The sequence below is a fragment of the Sphingobacterium spiritivorum genome (assembly GCF_016725325.1).
Classification (GTDB): Bacteria; Bacteroidota; Bacteroidia; order Sphingobacteriales; family Sphingobacteriaceae; genus Sphingobacterium.
The window spans coordinates 4501761-4527909 of the sequence record NZ_CP068083.1 but is presented as its reverse complement, the minus strand read 5'-3'; the positions used below and the strand labels follow the sequence as shown (position 1 = coordinate 4527909).

Below are 26149 nucleotides of genomic sequence, written 5' to 3'. Positions count from 1 at the left end.
TTTTACATGATAACGAAAGAACAGATAGCCGAAACATATAAGTCTATTCAGCAGGAAATTACCGATGCTTTAGAAGTATTGGATGGTAGTGCTAAATTTCAGGAAGAACTGTGGGAACGTGATGGCGGAGGCGGGGGCCGCACCCGTATTATACAAGGCGGCAATTTGATAGAAAAAGGTGGTGTTAACTTTTCTGCAGTTCACGGGACACTCCCGGAACCTATAAAAAAGGCTTTTGGAGTTGAGGATGATCAGTTTTTTGCAACAGGAGTATCCATTGTACTTCATCCTAATCATCCGTTAGTGCCTATTATTCATATGAATATCAGGTATTTCGAGCTGAATGAGCAAACCAGATGGTTTGGCGGAGGTATAGACCTGACGCCTCACTATGTATATAAGGAAGATGCGCAACATTTTCATCAGACATTGAAAACTGTATGTGATAAGCACAATCCTGATTTTTATTCTGAATTTAAAACATGGGCTGATAATTATTTCTTTATTCGCCACCGGGAAGAAACCAGGGGAATTGGTGGTGTATTCTATGACCGCCTTACTCCTGAAAAAACAAATATGTCATACGGACAGATCTTTGATTTCTCCTGTGATCTGGGACGTACTTTTGCAGGTGTGTATGCTGAATTAGCAAACAGACATCGTCATCAAAGCTATTCAGAAGAACAAAAAAACTGGCAGATGCTCAGGAGAGGCCGGTATGTTGAATTCAATCTGGTGTATGACGCCGGTACGAAATTCGGGTTAGAAACTAACGGTCGTATCGAATCTATTCTGATGAGTCTTCCTGCACAGGCTAACTGGGCTTATGATTTTAAAGCACAGCCCGGATCAAAAGAAGAGGAAACACTTTCTTTACTTAAAAAAGGTATTGACTGGGTTTAATATTCATTATTAAAAACTTATGATCAAATTTCAAAAATTTGTACTTGATAACGGACTTCGTGTATTAGTACACGAAGACCATACCACAGCAATGGCCTGTGTCAATATTTTATACGATGTCGGGGCACGTGACGAATCTCCGGATCAGACAGGATTTGCCCATCTCTTTGAACATCTGATGTTTGGCGGGTCGGTGAATATTCCAAATTACGATATGCCTTTGCAAAGAGTAGGGGGTGAAAATAATGCCTTTACCTCCAATGATATTACAAATTATTATATTACTCTGCCTGCAGCAAATATAGAGACAGCATTTTGGCTGGAATCTGACCGGATGCTTAGTCTTGCCTTTTCAGAACAAAGTCTTGACGTTCAGAAACAGGTTGTTGTTGAGGAGTTTAAACAGCGTTACCTTAATCAACCTTACGGTGATGCCTGGCTAAAACTGAGACCGCTTGCTTATCAGGTACATCCTTATAAATGGGCAACTATAGGGAAAGAGATTTCGCATATTGAAGAAGCTCGAATGGAAGATGTGAAGGCATTTTTTGCAAAACACTATAATCCGCAAAATGCTATTATGGTGGTATCGGGAGATGTAACCTTAGAGCAGGTAAAGCAGCTGACGGATAAATGGTTTGGGGATATTCCTTCCGGAGTAAAGTATACCCGAAATCTGCCATCTGAACCTGTACAGACTGAAGCCCGCAGACTGGAAGTAGATGCCGATGTTCCTGTTGATGCTATACATATGGTTTTTCATGGTCCCAGCAGATTATCTCCTGAATACCAGGCTATGGATCTGATATCAGATATATTATCCAGAGGATCTTCCTCAAGACTGTTTCGTAAGCTGGTTAAAGAGAAAAAGATATTCAGTGAAATCAATGCCTATGTCACCGGAAGCATCGACGACAATCTATTTGTTATTGAGGGCAAACCCAGTGAAGGTATTACTACATCGAAAGCTGAGGCTGCACTCTGGGAGCAACTTACAGTTTTGCAAAATGCGGAAGTAAGTTCAGGTGAACTGGAAAAAGTGAAGAATAAGATCGAATCGACTTTAGTATTTGCTGAACTCTCTATTCTGGATAAAGCTATGAATCTGGCTTATTACGAATTACTTGGTGATGGAGATCTTTACAATGTCGAAATTGAGAAATATCTGACTGTAACTGCAGATGAAGTTCGTAAACAGGCAAATCAGATTTTCCGAAAAGAAAACTCCTCCACACTAATTTATCACGCTAAACCGGAACCTATTCATGCTTAACAGATCTTTTGCTCCTTCATTCAACACTATTGCCGGTATTGATCTTGTCCATCCTGAGTCACTTACATTTGATAATGGACTTAAAACATTTATGTTTCATAATCCGGACCAGGAATTAGTACGTCTGGAATGGATTTTCAATAATATCTATGACGAGTCCGAGAATCCATTATTGAATACTACGCTGAGTGCAATGCTAAAGGAGGGGACAGCCAATCTTTCCAGTGCTCAGATTGCAGAGCAGGTAGATTTTTATGGTGCTTATCTTATTCCGGAGTACAGTTATGATCAGACCAGTCTGACCTTATATGTCCTGAATAAGCATGTGGATAAACTGTTGCCACTTATTAAAGAGATTCTGACTACAGCTACAATTCCACAACATGAGCTGGATACGTATATACAGAATAACAAACAAACATTAAGCATCTCCCTTCAAAAGAATGATTTTGTAGCAAGGAGATTATTTTATACTGCTGTATTTGGAAATAACCGATACGGAAATGTACCTACTGCACAGGCTTATGATGCGATTACCAGAGCGGATTTACTGCATCTGTATTATCAGCAGGTTCTGCCTCATAACTGCACCTTGTTTATCGCAGGTAATGTCAGTGAATCATTGATAGATCGTGTTAGTCAGCTTTTTGGACAGGAATGGTATTCTGATACGTCTATTGTTGCGCAGGAAAAACCTGTATTTCATACGCTTGCCGGTCAGCTTATCATAGAAAACAAAAAAGAAGCATTACAATCAGCGATACGCCTGGGATATCCGATGATCAATCGTACGCATCCCGACTTTCCGGCTGTACAAGTGGTCAATACATTATTTGGTGGTTTTTTCGGATCCAGACTGATGCGTAATATCCGTGAAGAGAAAGGTTATACCTATAGCATTGGTTCAGCAGTAGCGAGTCTTAAGTTTTCCGGATTTTTTACAATTGCTTCGGAAGTAGGGGCGGACGTTACCAGTCAAACCTTAGCAGAGATTGATAAGGAATTAGATATCTTGTGTACAAAGCAAGCTGAAGAAGAGGAATTAGCAGTCGTTAGAAATTATATGCTCGGTTCTATGCTGGGTAGTCTGGAAAGTATATTTTCTCATGCAGATAAGTTTAAAAATGTATATTTCTCAGGAATGACACTTGACTATTATGATCGTTATGCGGAAGTAGTTAAGACTATGACATCTGAACGTGTACTTGAAATTGCTAAGCAATACTTTAGAAAAGAAGACCTTATAAAAGTAGTAGTAGGGAAATTAAAAGATTAAGAGTTAACAGATTCTTCGATTCCCTTTGGCGCAGGCATTTTGTTTTAACCTCTGAGGAATCAAGATCTCTCCTTAGAAGATAATAAAATAATTGGGCTAGGCATTATTATTTGTCTGGCTCATTCTAATGCTAATAAGCAAGCGTCCGCTTGTACCTGTTCAGCAATTCAATAAACCATTGTATATCTTACAAAGAACTATAACCTTTGATTTCTTATCAGCGCAAAGGCTCAACATACTCTTCCATAGGCGTCCGCTTATATATTCAATGTCCATTTGATCAAAAAACTACCATTATCAGGGATATTTTCATCTGGTATCTCTTGTTATCTTTAAGACATAAATTTACAGAGAAGTATTATTTAGAATCTTGGAAAGTAGAAAAACATGAGTAAAAGCAATAATAAAATAAAACTGAGTGAAGAAGAAGCGGTGAAAATAATCGTCGATCTCGATCAGATTGTCTTTTCCCTCGATAAAATAAAAAGTCATTTTGCAGAAGACAGCAATTTTCAGAAACATGATAAAACACTTAGCGACTATATCATAAACGAAAAAGTTAATCAGACACTGGCACAAATCAGAGGTTTGTTATCCTCTAAATTTTCACTGAGCGTTGGTGAGGATGATATGGATGATCTGGAAAGAGCTTGTAGCACCAATAGATATTGGACTCCTGAGAACAATGAAATGGATGCTGTTTCTGTAAATCCTAAAAATTGGCATGAAAGAAATCTTCCGGTTTTATCTAGTTCAATTGTAAATGAATTCGTTTTTTTTTCATCAGCTTTTCAGTAAGAAAGAACAAAATATGTACGCCTTTGCTTTGATACTGGACGATGATTGCCTTACCGCTTATTCAGCAGTTTCTACAACCGAAAGCTTAAAGAAAATCCATAAAAATAAAGAATGGGATGCTCCTGAATGGTGTTTATGCGTTAGTCAAGGCGCTGTAAAAGAGGGTGTAGATACTTTTACCAGATTGCTTTTAGACCGTTACAGAAAGGATATTGTACCGTTATTTCAACAGGGATTTGACTATGCGTCCGAACGACAAAAAAATCTGCAGTTATTTACAGATGCTCTGCGCATTGCCAAACAGGAACTTGTGAAAAAATATGGTAATGAAGTAGAAGAAATGGCTTTTTACATAAGCATACCGGGAGAGCCAATTGTAGAAAAGAACACTGCATTGGCTATCAATAGTGAGGGCAATACGAAAGTAAAAGAACTATTGGATAGCTTATATATTTAGAATGAAATTTTGAAAATCGATGTTAATAGGTAATGTGGATACGAGCGCAACGCTCGCACCAGCAGGGGAATTTGAGGCAAAAGGTCTGCTGACTTTTGACGATCTTGAAAAGCTTATTGAGCAGGATATGGCTTTTGAAAAATTGAATATAAAATTTGATTATTGGAAATAGAGTAATTGACTGAATAATTATAAAAAAACACAATGATGAAAAAGAATGTTGCTTTCCTGATTTTGAGTGCGCTGCTGGTTGTGTTCTACAGTTGCAAAGAATCGGAAAGAAAAAAAACGATTTTTCCGAATTATTTGAAAAATACCAACTGGATTGTTAATGAAGGAGGACTTATAGCTCCGGATGGCGGAAAAACTTATTATATGTCTCCAAGAATTGACACTGCGGTTATTTTCAACTTTCATGCTGTCAACTTTTTAGATGAAGAAAAGTTCAGAAGCTATGATGCATGGGAATGTGGGAATGATTGCTTTACTGAGGTACACGGAAGGTATTATTTTACAGAAGCTAACCAGATAAAAATGGAAGTTGACAGCATTAGCAAGTCCGATTTTTGTGACAGGCCAACACAAATTTTCAATCCATCGAAGGAAATGGTTTTCGAACTTGTAAAAGAAGGAGAACAGTTAAAACTCACAAGAAAATAAAATGACAGATTTAATAAAAATTTTTCCTGAGTATGAAGATGTGTTTTATGATGATATGGAGAATCATAAAAAATATTTTCTTCCGATTTGTTCAATTAATTTAAAACTTCTGAATCCAGCAGAAGATCAATGGCTGCACATTGTTTCTGTAAAGGAAATTTACGATGGCTGTGTCGGAGAGGATACACCAGAATACCATACAGAATATACCAAAGCAGATATGTTTGGTTTCGATGTAATTGATGGTAAATACAAATTTGATGCAGATTGGAATTATTTCTCAGCACATACCATGATTTCTCCGGAAGATTATGGAAACAGTTATTCAGATTTAGAGATTGAATACAACATGAATGAGGCCATGTATCAATTAAAAAAGGAATATTATCAAAAACACAATAAGCTTTATGACAAAAAATTCAATCGGCCGGGTTTAGAGGTTTACGACATTCGCCGTTTAGAGCGTTTACGTAAGCTTACAGTTGAAGATCTGGAGAAAGATAATGATTCAGAATATGCAGTGGAACGTTTACAAAATAAGATTTTCGGTATTTTTGAAGAACTTAATACTGATGCGCTTCCCTTCGAAGAATGCAATTTCGGAGGAGAAAACCTCATTGAAAAACCCTTTAAACCTGACGGAACCCTGATGGATTATATTGCATGTTTGGAGGGCTATGATTTTCAACAAAATTCGGCGGACCAAGTATTTTTATTTTATGACAAAGAACTTAAAAAGGCAGTAATTTGTTTAGAATACACTTAATCTGATAGAAAACTCAACTTTTTTCAAAAAGTAAGAGAAATAGAAAGCCGGATAAGAAGAGCTTCTTAAGTTGATGAAAAACTTCAAAAAAGTCGATTATAAAGCAATAAACGCAACCCAGCAAAAGAAAATATAAACTGTTTTTGTTTTATTTTGTTTATCTTTTCTAACTAAAAACTGATTCACAGAGAGTATGAAATATTTGTTTTTTCTAATATTGGGACAATTTCCACTTGTATTATTTGCTCAGGACACCTTATATTTTGATAGGGACTGGAACCATACCACGCGTGATAAACATGAATTCTATCGCTTGTTACCAATGAAACGTACAGGAGAAATCGTTTTTATACAAGATTTCTATAAAAACGGACGTATGCAGATGCAAGGATATGCGCTTGCCAGTGATGAACAATCTTATGTAGGCGATTCTTACTGGTACGATGAAGAGGGCATCGACAAAGACCTAAAGCAGTCAGCCAATAATAGTAGTGTAAAAGAATTAGCCTATTATCATCCTGATGGAAGTATATGGCAGAAAATTGTTTATAACAGCAATGGCAAAAAAGAAAAGATCACTGTTTATCTAAAGAACAAAGTTCTTTCAACGGGTTTTATAAGTGAAGACAATGTTTTGTCCGGTGTTTTTAGTCCAAATGCACCTCAATTGTATTATGATGAAATCAATATTGAATCTGAACCCATGATAGATTCTTCTGAAGCTGTAGATGCAGAATCAGAGCCTATGATAGATACTGCAGCTGTAGTGGTAGATGGTGAAGAACCTACCATAGTAGAGGCTATACCTGTTATGACCAGTCCTGCAAAAGTAAATTATACTGAAATCCTGTATTGGTTAAATGGCCAAAAAGCACGTGAATATACGTATGGAGATTACGGAAGTTTGATAAAAAGTAAATATTACAGTGAAAAGGGACAATTGATTAATGAGTTCTCCAGAGATGAATCCGGTACATCGTTTACATACTATCAACGAAACGGTTTTGCTCTGGCTATAAAAACAAAAGATGTTCGTGTACAGGGAGAAGACGGTGGAAGAATAGTAACTGAATATAATCTGAAAGGACAATTGACAAGAAGATCCACCTTTCAAGAGGGAGAACTGGCCGAAGTCATCATTTTTGAGGAAGGAAAAGAGAAATCGATACAAAAGTATAAAGATGGGGAGCCATTTGATGGCTTATTTACAAATGAGCGCTGGAACAAAGTAACGACATACCAGCTGACCAACGGACAAAGGGTAGGAAAGGAAGAAACACGTAATATGGAAACCGGGGAAATATTTGCTTCGGGTACATATAAAGACGGTCAACCCTATGAAGGATACTTTTACACCGGGAATGATGAATATTTTCTTTTACACTATAAAAATGGAAATCAGGAAGGCGTACAACAAGAGTTTGTAGATTCGGAATCTACACGTCTGCAGGAAGAGTATGAGATGAAAGCCGGAAAACGTGATGGATTCAGACGGATTTACAGAGACGGAACGGTGGAATTTGAGAGCGAGTACCGTAATGATGTTCCCGTTTCAGGTACTATAGTAGATGACGGGACTCAGGCAATATATGAAAACGGTACGATTGTTAAGAAGCTGATATTTTCCAAATACAATACTGATAACCCATCTTCAATCGAGAATTATAGCAATAATACAATGAAAACCATAGAATATTTCGATTTTACCATTTCCGAGCATCCTCAGGAATCCTATGTAGGTGAATATAAAGATGGAAAACCTTTTGACGGGTATTTTAAATCAGATACGCTGATTGATAATATTCAGTTGGTAAGTTACTACGAACAAGGAACATTAAAATATAAGTATTCCTTCGAACTGCTGGATCAGCTGGAGAATTATATGCATTATACATATGATCGTAAATCAGAATATAACAATGGCAAAATTGTAAACGGACCTGATTATAAACTGGCAGACAGAAATGCACTTATCACCTCGCATTATGAATCCGGAAAAGTTACAGCTTTTGATGTCAATGTATTTGCTATGCATTATTTCAACCGGATTATTTTTAAATATTCCAATGATAAGCTATTGATATCAGAAATGACTACTCCGTTGCGTATTGTTGCTTTTGCAAAAGATAATAATATTGTGGCTGAATTGTGGAAGGAAGATGTTCTGATCAAAAAAAGCCGTGGTATAACGATGCCTGAAGAGGGTACCCGTAATTCTATTACCAGATTTTATACAGATAACCAGCAGATCAAAAAATATATCATGGCAGTAGATAGTCTAGATGAGCAGATTGATGAGGAAGATAGTAATTCACTGGTAAGTAAGCTTTTTTACCAGTTTCCTGTAGAAAACAGTGCGGATCTGGGTAAGGTTTTTAAACGCTTCTATGATAACTTCAATCAGGAAGACCTTAACAGGGTATTTGAAATGAGTATTAATGAGAATTTTCCGATTAATGAAACTAATTATCTCGGAGATCTGCAATATGATGAGCATGCAAAACCAGTAATGGGACTCCGGATTACACAACAGGCAGACAAAACAGTTGTGGTAGAGACCATAGTCGATGGCAAACTAAAAGCTACAAATAAGTTTAAATCTGTAGCTGCACTTCTGGAAAATGACAGAGCAGAATTACGAGAACTGGAGCATAAGATGTTAAATGAATATTAGCAGGGACAGGGTCTTTCTACAATTGCAATAGGTGTGTAATCTCCTTGCAATTGTAGAAAGCTGTTTTAGGAAAATGGCAATTGATACTGTTGATATCGTGCTTTATTAATGACCGTAACTTACTACCCTTGCTATTTTCCAACCGTCAGCTGTCTTTTTCCAGATATGCATAAATTTGTATGTATCGCAATTGGTTAATGTTCCGTTTACGAACTCACAAAACCGGTGTTCACCCGTTTGAATAGCTCCATAATCCTTGACAGGATACACTTCTACTGTTTCCTTAATAAGTTCCCTGCGAACTGCAGGATTATTCTTCGCTATACTTCTTAGCTTTTCCATAGTTACTTCATAATTGTCAAGGCCGCCTGTATCGTGATAGAACTCCAGATCTTTCATGAAAAATGTACCTTCTTTTTCTACATTTCCGGTATTTACAGCATCGAAAAGTAAACTATCCATATGGAGAATAGTATTATAAAGTTCTTTTGAAACAGGAGAGTAAGAGCTGGATTGTGCGGAAACATGGATTTGTGAGCTAATTGTAAGTGCCAGCAATATTATTTTACTGTATAGATGTGTCATGATATTGGTTTTTAATGCGGCCAATATAAAAAGACAGCTGTTTCCTACCTATGATTATTCTGTAAATGAAGGAACAGGGTCGGTTAAAGACAGGTTTTGAACGGTAAATATTTGGAGCAGAACTCTCTACAGTGAATAGAACAGGTCTTTCGGCTGTAGAGAATTCATTTGATTTTTTAATATGCGTTGGGTTCTATATGTATCAGTACATGACCTAACTGCGGCATTTTTGCCCTGAGAAAATCTTTGAGATCATGAGCAATACGATGACCTTCTTTGACTGAGATATCAGCTTCAACAATAGCATGCAGGTCTACATGATAAGTAGTTCCGGATTTGCGGACGAAGCACTTTTCTGTTCCCAACACACCTTCCACTAATATCGCATTGTTTTTAACCTGTTCTATTATCTCCTCATACACGTTCTCATCCATGATCTCGCCCAATGCAGGTCTGAATATATGATAACAATTATAGAGGATGAATCCGGATGCAAACAGGGCAGCAAAGTCATCTGCACTTTCATATCCTTCACCCATAATCAGGGCAACAGAAATACCGATAAATGCAGCGACAGAGGTAATGGCATCGCTTCTGTGATGCCAGGCATCCGCTTTCAGAGAAGAGCTGCCGGTCTCTTTACTCTTTTTTATTACTATCCGGAATGAGACTTCTTTCCATATAATAATACCAGCTAATACCGCCAGGGTCCATGGTTTTGGAAGTTCATGAGGGGTACCTATATTTTGAATACTTTCATAAGCAATGATGGTTGCAGAGACTATCAGAAATCCGACTACTATAAAAGTAATCAAAGGTTCTACGCGGCCATGGCCGTAAGGGTGATTTTCGTCAGCTGGTCTTTTTGCATATTTGAGCCCCAGCAGAACCAAAAACGAAGAAAAAATATCTACAGTAGATTCTATAGCATCTGCTATCAATGCATACGAATTGCCGAAAAAACCCGCAAGCCATTTCAATAACGCCAATGCCGTATTACCAGCTATACTAAAATATGTGGTTTTAATTGCTTTATCTTCACTTGTCATTATTAGTGCACTTTAATTTTTCAATTTTATGAAAAGGGTCATACTTTATGTATAACAATTTGTCTCCAGTTTGGATTTAGAATTACGAATGATTTTGATCTCTTATTTCCTGTAAACTTTTTATTCTAATTATATGGCGTAAAGTGTTACAAGTAATATGTTTATGAATCAGAAACTCTTAAACAAAGAGATTGCAATCAAAATCTGCTTAAACGGATTGCGGAGGCTGCCATATGGCTGAGGGATTGTAAGGAGGGATTTCCTTATTAAGATAAAAAACAGGCAAGTCTGTCTCTATACAATATGCAGCACTTGTGGGAAGAGTAACTGTTGAAAAAGGAAGCCAAAGCGTGACCTGAAGGATATTAATATGCTGCGCAAAAGGCAACTTCATATCGGTATCCCAATCGGCATCCTTTTCGTGACCTGCATAATGATGCACGAGATAATCAATAATACTTAACTTGTCATCGTATTGTTTGTGTTCTGTATAGTGCTGTACCAATACAGGGATCTTGAACAATTGTGCAAGTTCTGTAGTGGAAAACAGATATACAGAAAGAAATAATAGGACAATACTATTTTTCATCGACACAAATGTAGTACATTTTTATATTCCATTGCAAGGATAAGGTTACCGTAATCTGAAGAGATTATCAAATTATGCTTATACGTACAATTTGTGTCCTTTGATTTAGATATAAAAGTTAATGCTACTCTGCAATGAGATAAAAAAGAAATCCTAACGAATATAGACTCATGTTGTACGAATAGCGAATGCTTTTTTGTACAGATCATAAATTATTGTTTATTTGAATGTCTTATGGTTTTTAAAACTAAGAGTAATGAAATTAGATTTGTCAAATAAAGACTTCTGCCTGTTTCTGATGACAGAGTTTCCCTTTGGATTTAATGATAAAACAGAAACTATGCTTTCTGATTATATTATTGAAAATTTCCAGATGCCTTCGGAAGAGTGGTTTGAGGAACTGGCAGGTAAGACTGATAAAAACGGAAAGGAAGCACATCCCTGGAACGGTTACACCTGGATGTATCCTCTAAATGATAAGGTGACATTTTATGCTGAATTTCACCCAAATGAAACCATCTATTTTTTCAATGATACTTATCTTGGCAATACAGGTGGACATTTTCATCTTTCGTTATTTCGCTGGACGGAATTAATGACAATGATTGCAAATGAAAAGAGTGATCCTTCTTTACTGTTTTTTATGCTGCTTCCACTCACATTGGGCGACATATCCGAAAGGGAGGCTATCAGATCCGAAATCTCTGTACATCTGAGCAAGACATCAATAGTGACAGAAGATGTTATAATGAACGATATTATAAATTTTTTGACAAACCATGTGGTTGCAGATGAAGGATTTGAATACAGAGAGGGGATCGGTTTTATCACGCACCGCAATCATTCTGAGAGAAATCATATGCTTAGTGAAGAACATCTCAGAAATATAAATGAGATTATAGGATTGGCAATACAATAAGGATAAAGAGGTAATATCTGATAGGATAGGAAATTACTTATGAAGGCAATAGATAATCTGACTTTAAGAGCTTTACAGGCAAGTATGTTTGCCTGTGTTGTGCTTGTCTTTACGATAGCGCAGGGGTACTGGGCATTATGGGAGTACCGAACTGCTCCTTCTTCAGCTTGTCTGGACTGTAACTTTTTACCGGATCTGGTCCTGTCTTCTTTTTTACCCTTGACGGCGATGATCGTTATACATGTCATTTTTATTTTTATAAAACCTAAACGGATAATGAGAACATGCGTAGTTGCGTTTGCGCTTATGCTCTGCTGGTATCTTATTGATATTGCCATTTTTGATGAAAGAGAGGCTTCCTGGAGTACGTATACAAATATATGGGTTACGGGGCTATACCTTTGCGCTTTACAGATCAGTGTATTTGGATCAGTTAAAGCCGTCATATATTATAAATTTCTTTCCTGTCAAAACAAAATTATATAGCTATGAAAAACATCATTCTTAAGGTTTATGGAGTTATAACTGTTTTACTGGCAGCAGATTTACTCGCCTATGGTTTTTTCAGGATAAGTTTGCAGGGTTATTATAGTGATGTAGCATTGGTATGGTTGTGGTTTTTAGGGAGTTTTACTTCAATTATTTTATTTTGGAAAAAAATACTGGCAAAACTTCTTTTAGGCGGCATAATTTTAGGTCTGGTATTAAGTATGCTGCCAATGGGAATGCCGTTTTTTGCATTCATACTTTCTACCACACCCTTTGGATTATGGTTGAAAACAGATTTGAATTCGGAATACCGCGCTCAGATAGTCGGCTACAGTGTGATGACATATCCTGTCTTGCAGGTTATTGAGAAAAAGGGACTGATTGAGAAACAGATCTTTCAATGTGATGACCACGATTTGCTTAATGATAATCTTGAAGTTAAAATACGATATGCCAAGGATATTCTGTTTGAGAGTGAAACAGATAGTACGCTTACATTGACTTTATTCTATGGTGGTCCGAATAAGACATTGACATTTGACAAATCCAGCGGTAAAATTATTAAAAAGAAGGTTCTCTTCAGGTAAAGAAACATCAGTATGCATACAAGAGATATCATTCAAAAACCGGAAGATCATACAAGTCTGCATTGTTTGCTGTTTACTTTAGGATGGTTGGCTTATATGCTTGTATTTCTTCCTTTTGCAGATAAAGTGACAGGGCCATGTGAAGGTACTCCCGGACACGACTACAGGGGAGCTCTTTTTGTGTTACCTCTTTATTTTGTGGCATTTTTCGGATGGATATTTTACATCAGCAGAAAAATAGTCTGTAAAAAAGCTCGCCTGTTTATCTCTGCTTTGATTTTGTTTATAATACCGTTGTGTAGTGCTGCTTTAGTCAGCAGATTCTTTTATTCGGACTACATAACCGGCTTTATTAATGATCTTGGCTGGTTTACTTATTTTTATGAGTATGGGTGTTATGGGGATTTTGATTTGAAGGAATTACCTTTTATGTTCTGTGTAAGTGCCGGAACAGGACTCTCTTTGTATCTTTTGTTGATGATTTTCAAAAATAAAAATACAGCGATGACACGTTTTGATTAATTTTATAAATTATTCTGTCATTTATAATTATACTATATGTCTGCAATAAATAGTACACCTGATCATCTGCATGATAGGGTGACGGATTTGGATAATGACACAGTCAGATATTTTGATGAAAATCCTGTCTGGCTGGATAGTCTTGATTGGGTCGGAAAGTTATCATTTAAGGAACAAACCCTTTTTCGGATTTATTATTCCGGTATAATAGATGACTACGGGATTATTATGAATGACGACGATACACCTCTTGTCATCTGGGCAGAGCCTGTTGGCGAAAATTTCAAAATTGTATTGTTTGATGAAAGAATACATGGTTACAATGCTTTGTTAGTCGAAACGCTTAACTATTCTTCTGCAAAAAGTAACCAGTATAGCGATAAGGAGGGAAGGAGTGAGTTTAATATATTTATGTGGACCAACTCTAGTGTAGATTTTGAGGATGAATTTGAGTTGAATGAGAATCGGGAAATATATACGCTTGAGAATCAATACAGGAGTCTGGCATACTTAAAAAGAAATGCTTTTGATTATCTGGGGATTCTTATCCGGAATGAAAATCAGGAGGAAACAGTATTGCTCGATATGGAATTAGCGTAAGAACAGAATGAGATACAACGTTCCATCATTTTTTTAATATATTTGAATATGAAATTATCAGATTAGCATCTTATTGAGGATTTAAGTTGGGGTAGAAAAACAGACTGCCCTGTTATTGAATTGGATTTAAAATAATATGCTACAAAAATGAATAATTTTTTCGAAAGCCCTTTCATGGGTAAAATCATATGTGATCATATCACCAACCCTAATATTATCGCAGGTAAATATTCCTATTATTCCGGCTATTATCATGGTCATTCGTTTGATGACTGTGCCCGCTATTTGTTTCCTGACAGAGATGATGTGGACAAATTGATAATTGGTTCCTATTGTTCCATTGGCAGTGGTGCTAGTTTTATTATGGCTGGTAATCAGGGGCACAGGTACGACTGGGTATCCAGTTTTCCCTTTTTTTACATGTCTGAAGTATTGCATTTTACAGAAAGTAAAGATGGATTTCAACGTGCAGGAGACACGTTAATAGGCAATGATGTATGGATTGGAAGTGAGGCGATGATCATGCCGGGTATTACTATCGGACATGGAGCAGTAATCGGAAGCCGGGCTTTAGTTACGAAGGATGTAGAACCCTATTCGATCATTGGTGGCAATCCTGCCAAATTGATTAAGAAGAGATTCAGCGAAAATCATATCGCACTCTTACTGGAAATGAGATGGTGGGATTGGGAAGATTCGGTTGTAAAAGAAGCAATGCCGGTTCTCTGCTCAAATGATATAGATACACTTTACAGTTATTATAAGAAAAACGTCAAATAAAATAAAAAGCCTGTCTTTGAAATTAACCAGAGACAGGCTTTGAGTGTCATTAATATGGTTCTATTGCTTGATCAGTTTGAACTTTTGCGAATTTCCTGTTCCCGAAGTCCATATCTGCATAAGCGTACCGTTGGCTGTAGCACCGTTTTTGACATCCAGTGATTTATTAGTTCCTACTGCAGATTTTAAATATACATATCCAGCACCTGCATCAGCTACATCCCAACGCTGGGCATTTCCGCCATGGTATCCATATACAATAATAGTGGTCCCGTCAGCTGATCCGCCACCTTGTACATCTAACACTTTTGTAGTATCTGCCATGGATTTGAATACATACTGGCCTCCTGATAATCTTCTGGCAAGAAACTTCTGATTATTACTTGCCGGATTATTTCTGGACCACAAGGTAACCGGAGTGGAATTAGCTGGTGTATGGCTGTTTACATCTACCACACTGCTATTATTTACGGCTGAAACAATCTGATAGATGTTTCCATTTTCGATAAGACTTTGTCCCGGGGTATAGGAATCTGTCAGTTGGGAGAGATCATACGATGGCGAAGGCAAATTAAGGGCTGCTACTGCAGCGTAGATATTCAGACTGTTGTCCTGAATACCCCATGCCTGAAAGAAGCTAGTCAGATTATGTCCGGACTGCTGACATGCTTTTAGTATAAAATTCTTCTTTTTTGCATCACTAGAGCTGTATGTGCCTGTATCTTCACGAACAGAGCGATATAAATTGGTATAGAAAGAGTCTCCATAGGCCAGCCATAGTTGGTGAAACATAGCTAACTTCACCCACACACTCTGCGAATCAAAATTTTTGGTACCTGTACCCGTCAGGTAAGTATGTACCTGAGGCCATATATTGTCTTTGGTTAATCTTGTCGGTGTGATCCCCAATGCACGCTCTGCTTTCAGACTGAATATATTAACCGTTACCTCACCGAGCCCGTCCCAGTCTATAGGATGCATTTGCATCAAATGACCAAATTCATGCCATACGCCCCAGTTGGTTACGATATCCTCCCCAAATACTTTATGAGCGTCATAATTTGCATAAGCTGTACGATAAAAAAACGCATAATATAAACCAAAAGGAACTTCTGTCTGTACCATCAAATGTGGAATTATAGGTCTCGTATGCTGTGTGCTGCTGTTATTTAAACCTGCATAATTGTAGTGAATATCCCAGGCTGCATCAGCACTATTTAAAATCAGATCATTATTTTGGGTTGATACAGCAGCGTGTAAACCTTTAGCATATACCATATATACATTTTGCCCTACCATCAATACATCCGTGGCTCCATTGTAGGTGAGGAGTTGATTTTGCCAGTTGCTTAATGAGGTGCTATTCTTGATATAAACCGGTATTCTGGAGATATTTCCGGAGAAGGACAGCAATGCGCTGGCTGCCGGAGCAGTAGTTGCATTGGTCGGTTGCTCATACGTAATCCAGATAATTCCTCCATCCGCATTTGCGGTAATGGTGTTGTTTCCTGACGACAGATTATAAACAGGTGGATTGTATGAATAGTCGTGATTGCGGGAATGTGTTCCCACCTGTACTTTAGGCAAGGTGGAACCCTGTTGCAGATTTACATTGATAGTAAAGGTCTGATTAGGAGCTACGTAATATCCCGTGGGTAGAATCCGGGTAGGCTCATAACTTGTTTTCAGGCGGTTTCTCAAAGTTGTGGAATTGATTGTTTCTCTGAAAATTTGCTGAGGTTTGCCTATGGAATCCAATACATAGTAAGGGTTGGTTGGAACAGCCGTACTGGTATTGGCCATATCCAGCGCAGTTGGGTTTTCATCGGTTTTTGCATTTAGAATTTCCTTTGTACAGGAGCTTAATAACGAAGCTCCAAAGAGTAGCCCACTCATAAACAGAAGGGCAGGAGTTGTCCTGTTTTTCATAATTTGATAGCATTGAGTTAGACTAAACCGAAAGCCAAAACTGTGCCTGTATTCTTAAAAGGAAAAAACAGTAATAATTAAAGTGTCTTAAAATTCTTTAATATTCATTTTTTTAATTAACGCAATCGATTGTTCTATTTTTTTATTTGCGTAAAGTTTGTATCTGTCAGATATACAGCTTTGTAGCAAAATAGTAAAGAGCGTATGTATCTGTAGACAATGAAATGTAGAATTAAATTACAAATTGGATTTGCAACTATAAGATTATAAATTCTCGTTCCCAGTGATTCTACCCGTAAGTATAAGACTTAAGGATTAAAGGGCTCTCTGTACGTTTTTTGCGAGATGAATAAGAGCTTCCTGTGTATCCGGATCTGCAATCTGACCCTCCTGATTTATTTTGCTTTTTACGGCCGGTATATGCAGGCAGGTGTTTTCTTCTACAGATGCACCCAATGTACGTAACAGCATCTGAAGTTGCTCATGCGCATTTTTTCCATCTGTAGATGCCGTAATAATACCAGCAGGTTTATCCATCCATATTGTAGTAGCCACACACCATTCCAGAAGATTTTTTAATCCGCTGGGAATACTGAAAACATATTCAGGTGTACAGATCAGTACCGCATCTGCATCCTGTATAATCTGTCGTAGCGCAATAATCTCTATTGGGGGACGATCTATACTCTCTTGCGGATCAAAATGTGGTAACTCCTTCAACCGGTCAAATACCAAAAGATTAATCTCCTTTTCTAAGTGAGTTTTTAAAAATTCCAGAATTTTATGGCTTGAAGATGCTGCACTTGCACTTCCTACTATGGCTATGATATTTTTCATATATGTGTACCGGCTTTGGGAGCGAAGGTAACATTTCCTGCAATCATTTGAAAAAATTACGGGTCATTTGCACGTATTCGGAAACGGGATTGGCATTATAACAGGACAAGTCCTGTTATTTACAGCTTTGCTTTACTTTCCATACTCTCCCAGAAATCCATAGATTCTGCATATTTGGGTCTGACATATCGTATAGTAATAAAGGTTCCCTGCTCTTCATTTCCAGAAATGAAGAGATTAGCTGCCCATTTATCGGACAGTGTGAAATGAAGAGCCGCCCCGCCATCTTTATCTGTTTTGATCAGTTCTTTATTGAGATTGGTCAACTGTAAGTAGGTTTGTGTTAATATGGATTTAAATAAAGTATTTTCCCGTAAATACAGAATGTTAAGCAATAATTCCTGTTTTATAGAAGATTTGTTAAATTCCAGTTCCTTTTTAAACGGTATAGTACGGCTGAAATAAAGTTCAAGATCCTCACAGCCGCTCAAATTGGCCGTAAATTGTGTGCGATCTGATAAAGTAATAACTTCTGTATAGTCTTCATTGAACTGATCATCCATACCTGATGTGATTTTTAGCTGTTGCTGATTATCCGGATTAAATATTTGTTTCTTTACATCTGCCACAGGACAATTTTTATAAGTTTCTTCAACAATTTTATTATCCTGAAGGGAAAAGACGACTTGTACGTGTTTCAATTCGTCGTCATCATTATCACTGGCTGATCTGGACATTGGATTTTCGTCGTAGGTGGCATATATTTTTCCTTTATCTACACGATCGATAGATAAATGACCAAAAGAAAATTTACCGCCACCGAAAATTGAATATTGATCGATGATAGTTTTTTTTGCATCTAAAAGCACTATGATATAATTAAATCCATAAGCGTTGCCACCTCCTCCGAGCCCCTCATCCATAAATTGAAAAACGGCATCCGGAAAACCGTCATGATTGAAATCATCCACCCAAAGTGGTGAAGATTCAGCAGTATAGCAGGAGAGAAAATTTCCATCTTCATCTCTTACACAGTTATCGCCAGGTGTGGTTTTTCCTTCCGCCTGTTGCAACTCCAGCTGGACAAGCTGATCTCCGATTTTTGCTAATGCAATTGAATCCAGTGTCTGTGCATAAAGGGACAGACTGCTTAATATCAGCATACAAAGCATTAAATAAATGGATGTTAATTTCATATCATCAGATTTTGGAACCTAAAGCTAAATAAAAGGACTGCAAATCCGGAGTTTGGATTTAAATTCGTTTAGATTGGCTTGTAATTTGCGCAGATCAATCTTTAATCCGTTAACATGATTATTCAGATTAAAACTAACCAGAGCTAAGCGACTCTTTAACATTCTAATGACAGGCGCACCGGCATTGCTATCTGTACGTTATCGATATCTGGCAAATAATGGTCAGATTGATACTAATCTGGACTGATCATACGCAAATGTATATTTGTACATTATATTAAGCTTGTCATAGTTACATTTGCTCTGGATTAAAACGTTTGACAGCATATGAAGATTAGAGTCTGTGCTTAGAATATGGAAAGAATTTAATACGTAACAGTTAATTTAAGAAAATACAATGCAATCTATTGAAAATATAAATACATCAAGATCGCTGAGTGCAAAGCTTCTGGCACTCCTGTATATTCTGATCTTAATCTATCTTGGACTTATTCTTCCTTCTGAAAATGATCAGTTTTTAATACCGGTAATTTATTTAGGAGTGATTGCCGTATTGCAGTTCAGCTTTGTCGCCTATTACAGACCGCGGTTTAAGTCCGCAGCGGTTATTTTTTTAATTCTGCTAATTGTGTTACTCAGTTTGTTTGCAGGATTTCTTTATTATATCAGTGGATTGGCTGCAGCTTATAAAAACTAAACCATGAATATCCTTAATAAAATATACAGTCTGTTGATGCTGATCATTATTATTTTAGTGGTGATTGCCTTTATAGACCGGAGTAAAAAGATTGATTACAGTACATTATTATTTACATCTGAACCGCTAAGAGTCCGGGAAATCTATCTGAAAAGTGGTGACAGTGATGATTATGGTAATTTTAATTATCCGAATCCCGATTATTTTGCCTGGAAACAGTCAGATCCTTCAGTTGACAACAGTTTTTTGAATTTTCCTGATTCACTCTATATTGTATATTTCTCTTATACGGATAGTCTATTCTACCGTAGGAGTGTCCCGATTAAAGATTTCAATCCGGAGGCGTGGGAAAAATATAAGAAAGCCGGTCAGCATAATACATTCAGCCTGGGAATCGCTAACAAAGGCTGGATCATGTTATGGTGCAGTAATGAGGCGATGGGAACAACATTATTACTCAAAACAAAACTAACTCCGGTAGAACCAATACCACAGGACCTGTATTATGCCAAACAATATAATAAACAGGAATATATAACAGAGATGTTTGACAAATTGAGTGACAGCATCAGCCTAAATATTAAGAACAACTATTATAATACAGATTATCAGGATAGTACAACCTATGATCTGAAGTGATAACTAATAACATATATTTTAAACAAAGAAATCATCCATTACATTATGAAAGGAAAAAAACGCACCATGTTGATTGTAATTAGCAGTATTATTCTGTTTGTCTTATTATTTCTTCATTTTGTGGTTGGCTGGCACCATATCCCTCATCATATCCGTGATTTCAAAGATGAGTTTCTGAGTAGCTCATCTTCATCAGATATAAATAACGGTGAGGCTGCCGGAGCAGACACCATAAGTGTAGGAGTAGATTATGCAAGCCGTGCTATTTCAGAACCACTGGATACGTTGATGTGGGGAAAGCAGATCAGGACTGGAGAGTTTGTTCCTGAAAGTGTCAAAGAGGAATACGATTATATTAAAACCATAGACTTCAGTAAGTTAGTGCCGGCAGAAGATGTTCCGACAGATGAAGAGGCACAATATGCGATAGTAAGAAGATATAAGCAGGAAGTAGTCAATTTATTAAAATCTAACGATGCACATATACGGATCGGAAAAGGGTATAATGCTCCACTTCAAAAAAGAGATGATAACGAAGAAGAGATTGCACGGGTGACTGCTATGGTGACTGCATACAATACTAATGGGGTAAATCTGGGTAATATCCAGATGCCACTGAATATAGTCTATGACTTTGTAAAATTTGCAAGTGATCCAACAACGTGGTATATAACAGATTTCAGCCAAACTATTCCTTTTGATTATGAACTTAATAAAGACCGTCTCGACTAAATTACTTTGTATTACAGGTGCTGTAATTTCTCTGTTTGGAGGATGTAAGGATAACGGAAGCAAAAGTCCGGCAAAAACTAATCTTTTCATCACGACAAATGCCGGCAGTGTCTATGCATTTGATATTGTACACGATCAACTGCTGTGGGAAAAAGAAGTCCGGGATAGCAATATAGATGAACTGACTTATTTTTCCTTTTACAAAGATGAAGTTATAAAAAGCTATTTGAACGCCCGTATAGTGGGTCTGGACCGCAGTACAGGGAAAGAGAAGTGGACTTATGAAGATAAGGTTTCTCCGGATCAGCAATATTATGACTATAATTTTTCGGATGTCAGATTTGTGCATTTTTATCAGGAGCCTACCGTTTACCAAAATGCAATGTTATTTGCAAACAGTCATGGCGAGATCAAATCAGTAGACATTCCCACATTAAAAGAGAACTGGATATACCAATCTGAAGTACCTTTATTAAGTGCTCCGCAAATTTTGGGAAGTTCAGTCTATATGAATATTGGTTACCGATTACTGAAGTTATCCGCCACAAACGGAAAACTGCTGCAGAGTTACAATTTTGATGAAGGGTCATCTTTTCCCGTCAGGATAAATGAAAATAAGATTTTTCTTCTGACAGAAAAAGGTACAGTAATTTGCTGGAACGATAATTTGGAAGCTGTATGGACTTTTTCACCACAAGATGAAAATCTGTACATCAGTACCAATCTGCTGATACATGATGATCAGATCCTGATCGGAAATAATAAACTCCTAAGTATAGATAAGGGGAGCGGAAAATTAAAATGGGAGCTTGACTTAAAGGATCCTGGTATATTTTCTGACGGAAAACATGCAGAGGAAGTGTCCAATTCCGGAACAGAGATTCTTTCATTGGTACCAACTGATGACGATTTTGTGTTGAATACAAGTACACACATTGTTACGGTCAGTAAAAAAGGAAAAGTGCTGCAGAAATATGCATGGCCGGAATCGGATACGCTGATGGGCTTATCTTATCAGAACGGATATTATTATGTCGTAACGAAATCGGGAAAACTATTTAAAACAGATCAGGATTTTAAAGAGCGTAAACTGCTGAAAGAAAATATAAATTTCAATTTTGAAAGAGGTCTTGAAGATGTCTTTTTTAAATTTGATTAAATAAAAAGGTTATGAGAAATCTGATTTTGCTTTTGACGATTGCCTTCCTTATTGCGTGCAAAGGTTCAGATAAAGGAAACTCAGATACAAAAAAGTATCTGAGTCATGAAGATATGCCTAATGCAGCAACAACTTATGAAACTATTGAAACTACAGATGTTACCGATAATACAGCACTTCTAACTTTTCTGCAGGAAAAGTTGGAGAAAGCAGGTTTTCGATTTGAAGAGGCAAAGGATCGGGGAGGTTGGTCTTACAACAATTGCGAGGACAATAAAATAATCTCTGTGAAAGGAAACGGCATCCGTTCCTATTTTTCAAGAAGTAAACAGCCGGAGAGTGGCACAAAAGATATCTATCCTGATTTTTCTATCCTTATCTATGAATTTCCAACGAAGGAGATTGCGCAAAAAAACTATGATATCATTTACAAAGCCTTATACTCCAGAGGAGCATTCTGTAATGGCAAAGCTCCTGACAATCTGGTTATCAATGGAAATGAAATATTTCATTTGTATACCCGGGCTGAAATGTTCAGAACTTATACTGAACGATACGGAGATCTGATTCAGAACTTTGGAAAAGGAGTAAAATAAGCGCAGTAAGATAAAAAGTTTAGACATAGTTGCTTTGAGTAGCTTTTTGTCGCTTATGAAACTAATATAAAAATCATCTGCAGCCACGCTTAACGTTTTTTTCATATATAACTTAAAATTTAATCAGGAGCTCGTTTTTTTAACATATCAATAGTATGTTAATTCATTAGTGATATGAATTGGTAATACTTAATAAAAAATTAAAAATAGATTAACCATAGGATTTTATTGTTTAGCTAACTTTGGTTAACTTTGAAAATCTATCATTCACTAATGAAAAGTTTTAAGATCCTATTGGGTCGACCGAATGATTATTTTCTATAAGTTTTTAATATTATTAATCTAATTAATGTTGATGAGAAAGAGCTGGCTCTATTTGCTGGGATGCGTCGTTTTAATGTTTTCTTCCTGTCGCAAGGAAACTGATCTAAATTCAAAAGGTACCTCAAATCAGGTATATTTTTCAAGTTCAATTGCGGGTTTACCGCAAACAAGAGTCCAGGGGACACAGTGGAGCGCTAATGATGCTATCGGTATCTTTATGTTTCAGAACGGTGTGCCGCTTAGTGGTACATCTGTAGTAAACAATGGGTTTAATAAACCCTACACTACCAATGGTAACGGTAATTTTTCCCCCTTGGATGCACAATCCTCTCTGGAATTTCCAACGGGAAGTAAAGTGAGTTTTGTTGCTTACTATCCTTATCAAAGTAACAGTACACTTACACCTACAGTTAATATTCTAAATCAGGATAATCAGCCATTACTTGATTTCATGATCGCCCGTAATTCAACCGGTCTAACTTCCGGGCAGGGGCCTGTAGCCCTGTCTTTTGAAAGACAAATGACTAAAGTTGAACTCAAGATAAAAGGAACAGATCTGAGTGGTCTGAAAGCAAATTTTACTGCCCTTTCGTCAACAGCTGTTGTAGATCTTTCGTCAGGTCAGTTAACAACAGATAACACACCAAAAGATATTCCTGCAAAAATATATCTGAATACAGCTAATGAGACCGTTGTAGAATGGACTCTATTCCCGGGAGTACTTAGCGCACAAAACAAGATTATCTTTACGAAATCTGATGGAAAAACCTATACCTGGACGATAGGTGCCGGAACAAATTTAGCCAAAGGACATCGCTATCAGTATGATATTACACTTGGCCAGGATGGGGGAGTAACACCGCAGCCAACAGTATCTTATATGGAACTTCCCGTGATAGCTGAGCAAACCAATATCAAATATAATCTCAAAATGTCTACCACGACCAGAAGAAATTACTCGATGCTGTACGATACGCAGTATAAAGTAGCCTACTGGGTAGCCTATCCGTTAAGTAATGACTATCTGGGAAGTCAGGACCGTACAGATAAATGGGCATATGATCCTGCTTTTTTACAGAATCTGCAAGCAAATCTGGAAAGCGGATATCCGAATAATGCCAGTCTGCAGATTGACAGAGGACATCAGTTACCCAGCGGTGACCGGACTTATAATCGCGCGGAGAATGAATCAACCTTTTATTATACCAATATGACACCCCAAAACAGAAGCCTTAATCAGGGAGTCTGGGCTAATCTCGAAAATAAAATCCGTACCTGGACTACACAGGCAGGAGTGGATACGATGTATGTCGTGACGGGTGCTATGGTAACTACAGCTACAGACAAGACTGTTGAATATGTACAGGATAATTCGGGCAAACAGGTAGCCAAACCAAAATATTATTATAAAGTACTTGCGATGAAGCAAGGGGCCAATTATTATACAATCGGATTCCGAATGAACAATGTATCGCCTTCCAATACAGACTATATGAACTATACCGTAACGGTAGAATCATTAGAGAAAGAGACCGGCTTTACATTTTTTCCGGCACTGAGCAAGGAAGCCAAATCGACCATAAATACACAAATATGGCGCAAATAGTTATTAGTCAATAAAATATAAAAACCATTTATTCTTTAACAAAACATGAAAAAGAATCAATTTCTGGGTGCTGCTTTAGCACTTATTGTTCTGGGACATTCGTGCAAGAACGATGACTACCGCGATTTGGGAACACAAAACAACGCGCAGGTACAATTTACTTCTGCTATTGCAGGTAGTGTAGGTACACGTGTCACAGGTAATGCCTGGGATGGAAATGATGCTATCGGTGTATTTATGAAGCAAGGTAACGGATTGGCAACTCCTTTAGCTGCAAATAAAAAATACACAACAGGTGGCAACGGTAATTTCTCTGCACAGGGAACAGAGATCATTAACTATCCGGAGACTGGATCGGTTGATTTTATTGCTTACTATCCTTATAATGCAAGCCTTTCGGGTACTACATTACCAGTGACAGTAGCGAATCAGACTACACCTGCTGCGATTGATGTATTGTACTCTAACAATGCGACAGGACTGACCAAATCCAGCGGAACAGCTAATCTTAATTTCAGTCACAAGCTGGCGAAAGTAGAACTGACTGTTAAACCGGGTACAGGTGTTACAGATGTCAACGGTCTGCAGGTAGCGTACAATAATGTAAACACTACAGCATCTTTGGATCTGGCTACAGGTACATTGAGCGGAGCTGCTGCAGCACAGAATGTATCGGCTAAAACTACAGCACAAACTGGTGCTCAGTTGGTAGAAGCTATCTTGCTTCCTGGGGATTTTTCTTCAAAAGAAGTTGTATTTACATTGGCATCAGGTACATTTAAATGGACTATGCCGGCAAGCACAACATTTGAAGGTGGTAAAAAATATACGTATGATATTGTTTTACAAACTACAACAACAGGAAATCAGGTAGCCGTAACAGGTGCAGGAACAATCACAGACTGGACAACTGTACCAGGCGGATCTGTAAATGTAGGTGTTGATGGAGGTACTAACCCAACTAATCCTGGAACCGGAACTGAGCAAACATTGTTTTTAGAAACATTTGGAACTCCTGATCCAAAAGCTACAACTAAGGATAGAATAGAAGCTTATACAGGTTACAGTGCAACAGGAATAACTTATACCGATATGTATACTGCTACTTATGCTGATATCCGTGCTACTTCAACTATGGACGGTCATGTGTGGTTGCCTTCTAATAAAGATACAGGAATCAAAATTGCAGGAATCAATACAACCGGAGCAACTAATCTTAAATTATCTTTTGATGTAACTGCCAATGCGAATGGCGCACCTGTTACAACAATTAAGGTACGTGCTAACGGTCAGGATATAACAGTTCCTGCAGGTACCGTAGCAACGTCAAATACGTACGTTCCTGTTAACATTACCGGAATTGCGAACAGCAATAGTGTTACTTTAGAAATCTTTGCGACTGCAGCTGATAATAAACAAGGTTATCGTATAGATAATATCAAATTAGTAGGTACAAAATAACTTTTATTACCAATCATTAACACTATAAACAAGGGGAGGATTATCC

At 37.4% G+C, this 26149-nt stretch carries 28 protein-coding genes; 22 read left to right on the top strand and 6 right to left on the bottom strand.

Annotated features, from left to right (window positions below):
• Positions 1-6 precede the first annotated feature (6 nt).
• From hemF to I6J02_RS18935, 9 genes are all read left to right on the top strand, one after another.
• Positions 7-903 carry an oxygen-dependent coproporphyrinogen oxidase gene (gene hemF / locus I6J02_RS18970; protein WP_201679340.1) on the top strand — a complete coding sequence of 299 codons (897 nt, stop codon included), beginning with the start codon at positions 7-9 and terminating at the stop codon, positions 901-903.
• Between the two features lie 19 nt (positions 904-922).
• Positions 923-2176 (top strand): M16 family metallopeptidase, encoded by a 1254-nt coding sequence (locus I6J02_RS18965; RefSeq protein ID WP_201679339.1) that lies wholly within the window; start codon positions 923-925, stop codon positions 2174-2176.
• Positions 2169-3452 (top strand): M16 family metallopeptidase, encoded by a 1284-nt coding sequence (locus I6J02_RS18960; RefSeq protein WP_201679338.1) that lies wholly within the window; start codon positions 2169-2171, stop codon positions 3450-3452. The genes I6J02_RS18965 and I6J02_RS18960 overlap by 8 nt, the downstream gene beginning before the upstream one ends.
• Before the next feature lie 387 nt (positions 3453-3839).
• The gene (locus I6J02_RS21870) at positions 3840-4250 is read left to right on the top strand and encodes a hypothetical protein (protein ID WP_236582171.1); all 411 of its coding nucleotides are present in this window, start codon (positions 3840-3842) and stop codon (positions 4248-4250) included.
• Positions 4216-4707 (top strand): DUF4303 domain-containing protein, encoded by a 492-nt coding sequence (locus I6J02_RS21865; protein WP_236582170.1) that lies wholly within the window; start codon positions 4216-4218, stop codon positions 4705-4707. The genes I6J02_RS21870 and I6J02_RS21865 overlap by 35 nt, the downstream gene beginning before the upstream one ends.
• A gap of 19 nt (positions 4708-4726) precedes the next feature.
• Positions 4727-4879, top strand: coding sequence for a hypothetical protein (locus I6J02_RS18950; RefSeq protein ID WP_201679337.1), 153 nt, complete (start codon positions 4727-4729; stop codon positions 4877-4879).
• Positions 4880-4911: 32 nt separating this feature from the next.
• Positions 4912-5367 carry a hypothetical protein gene (locus I6J02_RS18945; protein WP_201679336.1) on the top strand — a complete coding sequence of 152 codons (456 nt, stop codon included), beginning with the start codon at positions 4912-4914 and terminating at the stop codon, positions 5365-5367.
• Between the two features lies 1 nt (position 5368).
• On the top strand, positions 5369-6133 hold the full coding sequence (locus I6J02_RS18940; protein ID WP_201679335.1) for a hypothetical protein: 765 nt from the start codon (positions 5369-5371) through the stop codon (positions 6131-6133).
• Positions 6134-6326: 193 nt separating this feature from the next.
• Positions 6327-8807, top strand: a complete 2481-nt coding sequence (locus tag I6J02_RS18935; protein ID WP_201679334.1) for a hypothetical protein — start codon at positions 6327-6329, stop codon at positions 8805-8807.
• A 105-nt stretch (positions 8808-8912) separates the two neighbouring features.
• On the opposite strand, the gene I6J02_RS18930 is transcribed toward I6J02_RS18935, so the two are convergent.
• The 3 genes from I6J02_RS18930 to I6J02_RS18920 form a co-directional block, all read right to left on the bottom strand.
• On the bottom strand, positions 8913-9392 hold the full coding sequence (locus I6J02_RS18930) for a nuclear transport factor 2 family protein (RefSeq protein WP_201679333.1): 480 nt from the start codon (positions 9390-9392) through the stop codon (positions 8913-8915).
• Positions 9393-9568: 176 nt separating this feature from the next.
• Positions 9569-10441, bottom strand: a complete 873-nt coding sequence (locus tag I6J02_RS18925; RefSeq protein ID WP_201679332.1) for a cation diffusion facilitator family transporter — start codon at positions 10439-10441, stop codon at positions 9569-9571.
• A 208-nt stretch (positions 10442-10649) separates the two neighbouring features.
• Entirely contained in the window at positions 10650-11030 is a 381-nt protein-coding gene (locus I6J02_RS18920; RefSeq protein WP_201679331.1) for a hypothetical protein, read from the bottom strand.
• A 256-nt stretch (positions 11031-11286) separates the two neighbouring features.
• Here I6J02_RS18920 and I6J02_RS18915 point away from each other — a divergent pair, with 256 nt between their 5' ends.
• The 6 genes from I6J02_RS18915 (at position 11287) to catB (ending at position 14927) form a co-directional block, all read left to right on the top strand.
• Positions 11287-11949 carry an Imm19 family immunity protein gene (locus tag I6J02_RS18915; protein ID WP_236582169.1) on the top strand — a complete coding sequence of 221 codons (663 nt, stop codon included), beginning with the start codon at positions 11287-11289 and terminating at the stop codon, positions 11947-11949.
• A 39-nt stretch (positions 11950-11988) separates the two neighbouring features.
• A complete protein-coding gene (locus I6J02_RS18910) occupies positions 11989-12435 on the top strand; it encodes a hypothetical protein (RefSeq protein WP_236582168.1) in 447 nt (148 codons plus the stop codon).
• 2 nt (positions 12436-12437) lie between these two features.
• Positions 12438-13025 (top strand): hypothetical protein, encoded by a 588-nt coding sequence (locus I6J02_RS18905; RefSeq protein ID WP_201679330.1) that lies wholly within the window; start codon positions 12438-12440, stop codon positions 13023-13025.
• Positions 13026-13037: 12 nt separating this feature from the next.
• The gene (locus I6J02_RS18900; protein ID WP_201679329.1) at positions 13038-13547 is read left to right on the top strand and encodes a hypothetical protein; all 510 of its coding nucleotides are present in this window, start codon (positions 13038-13040) and stop codon (positions 13545-13547) included.
• A gap of 36 nt (positions 13548-13583) precedes the next feature.
• Entirely contained in the window at positions 13584-14147 is a 564-nt protein-coding gene (locus I6J02_RS18895; protein WP_201679328.1) for a hypothetical protein, read from the top strand.
• Positions 14148-14294: 147 nt separating this feature from the next.
• Positions 14295-14927 (top strand): type B chloramphenicol O-acetyltransferase, encoded by a 633-nt coding sequence (catB, locus tag I6J02_RS18890; RefSeq protein WP_201679327.1) that lies wholly within the window; start codon positions 14295-14297, stop codon positions 14925-14927.
• A 60-nt stretch (positions 14928-14987) separates the two neighbouring features.
• Here the strand turns inward: catB and I6J02_RS18885 are convergent, their stop codons facing one another.
• The 3 genes from I6J02_RS18885 to I6J02_RS18875 form a co-directional block, all read right to left on the bottom strand.
• Positions 14988-16856, bottom strand: a complete 1869-nt coding sequence (locus I6J02_RS18885) for a M60 family metallopeptidase (RefSeq protein ID WP_201679326.1) — start codon at positions 16854-16856, stop codon at positions 14988-14990.
• A 315-nt stretch (positions 16857-17171) separates the two neighbouring features.
• Positions 17172-17693 (bottom strand): NADPH-dependent FMN reductase, encoded by a 522-nt coding sequence (locus I6J02_RS18880; protein WP_201679325.1) that lies wholly within the window; start codon positions 17691-17693, stop codon positions 17172-17174.
• A 119-nt stretch (positions 17694-17812) separates the two neighbouring features.
• Positions 17813-18889, bottom strand: coding sequence for a hypothetical protein (locus I6J02_RS18875; RefSeq protein WP_201679324.1), 1077 nt, complete (start codon positions 18887-18889; stop codon positions 17813-17815).
• A gap of 397 nt (positions 18890-19286) precedes the next feature.
• Here I6J02_RS18875 and I6J02_RS18870 point away from each other — a divergent pair, with 397 nt between their 5' ends.
• From I6J02_RS18870 to I6J02_RS18840, 7 genes are all read left to right on the top strand, one after another.
• The gene (locus tag I6J02_RS18870; protein ID WP_201679323.1) at positions 19287-19586 is read left to right on the top strand and encodes a hypothetical protein; all 300 of its coding nucleotides are present in this window, start codon (positions 19287-19289) and stop codon (positions 19584-19586) included.
• Between the two features lie 3 nt (positions 19587-19589).
• Complete coding sequence (locus tag I6J02_RS18865) at positions 19590-20225, top strand: DUF2931 family protein (protein ID WP_201679322.1); 636 nt, start codon at positions 19590-19592, stop codon at positions 20223-20225.
• A gap of 45 nt (positions 20226-20270) precedes the next feature.
• Complete coding sequence (locus I6J02_RS18860) at positions 20271-20957, top strand: hypothetical protein (RefSeq protein ID WP_201679321.1); 687 nt, start codon at positions 20271-20273, stop codon at positions 20955-20957.
• Positions 20929-22116, top strand: coding sequence for a PQQ-binding-like beta-propeller repeat protein (locus I6J02_RS18855; RefSeq protein ID WP_201679320.1), 1188 nt, complete (start codon positions 20929-20931; stop codon positions 22114-22116). The genes I6J02_RS18860 and I6J02_RS18855 overlap by 29 nt, the downstream gene beginning before the upstream one ends.
• Before the next feature lie 11 nt (positions 22117-22127).
• Positions 22128-22712: a hypothetical protein gene (locus tag I6J02_RS18850; RefSeq protein ID WP_201679319.1), complete on the top strand. Its 585-nt coding sequence runs from the start codon at positions 22128-22130 to the stop codon at positions 22710-22712.
• A gap of 355 nt (positions 22713-23067) precedes the next feature.
• On the top strand, positions 23068-24642 hold the full coding sequence (locus tag I6J02_RS18845) for a DNA/RNA non-specific endonuclease (RefSeq protein WP_201679318.1): 1575 nt from the start codon (positions 23068-23070) through the stop codon (positions 24640-24642).
• Between the two features lie 45 nt (positions 24643-24687).
• A complete protein-coding gene (locus I6J02_RS18840; RefSeq protein WP_201679317.1) occupies positions 24688-26103 on the top strand; it encodes a fimbrillin family protein in 1416 nt (471 codons plus the stop codon).
• Positions 26104-26149 lie beyond the last annotated feature (46 nt).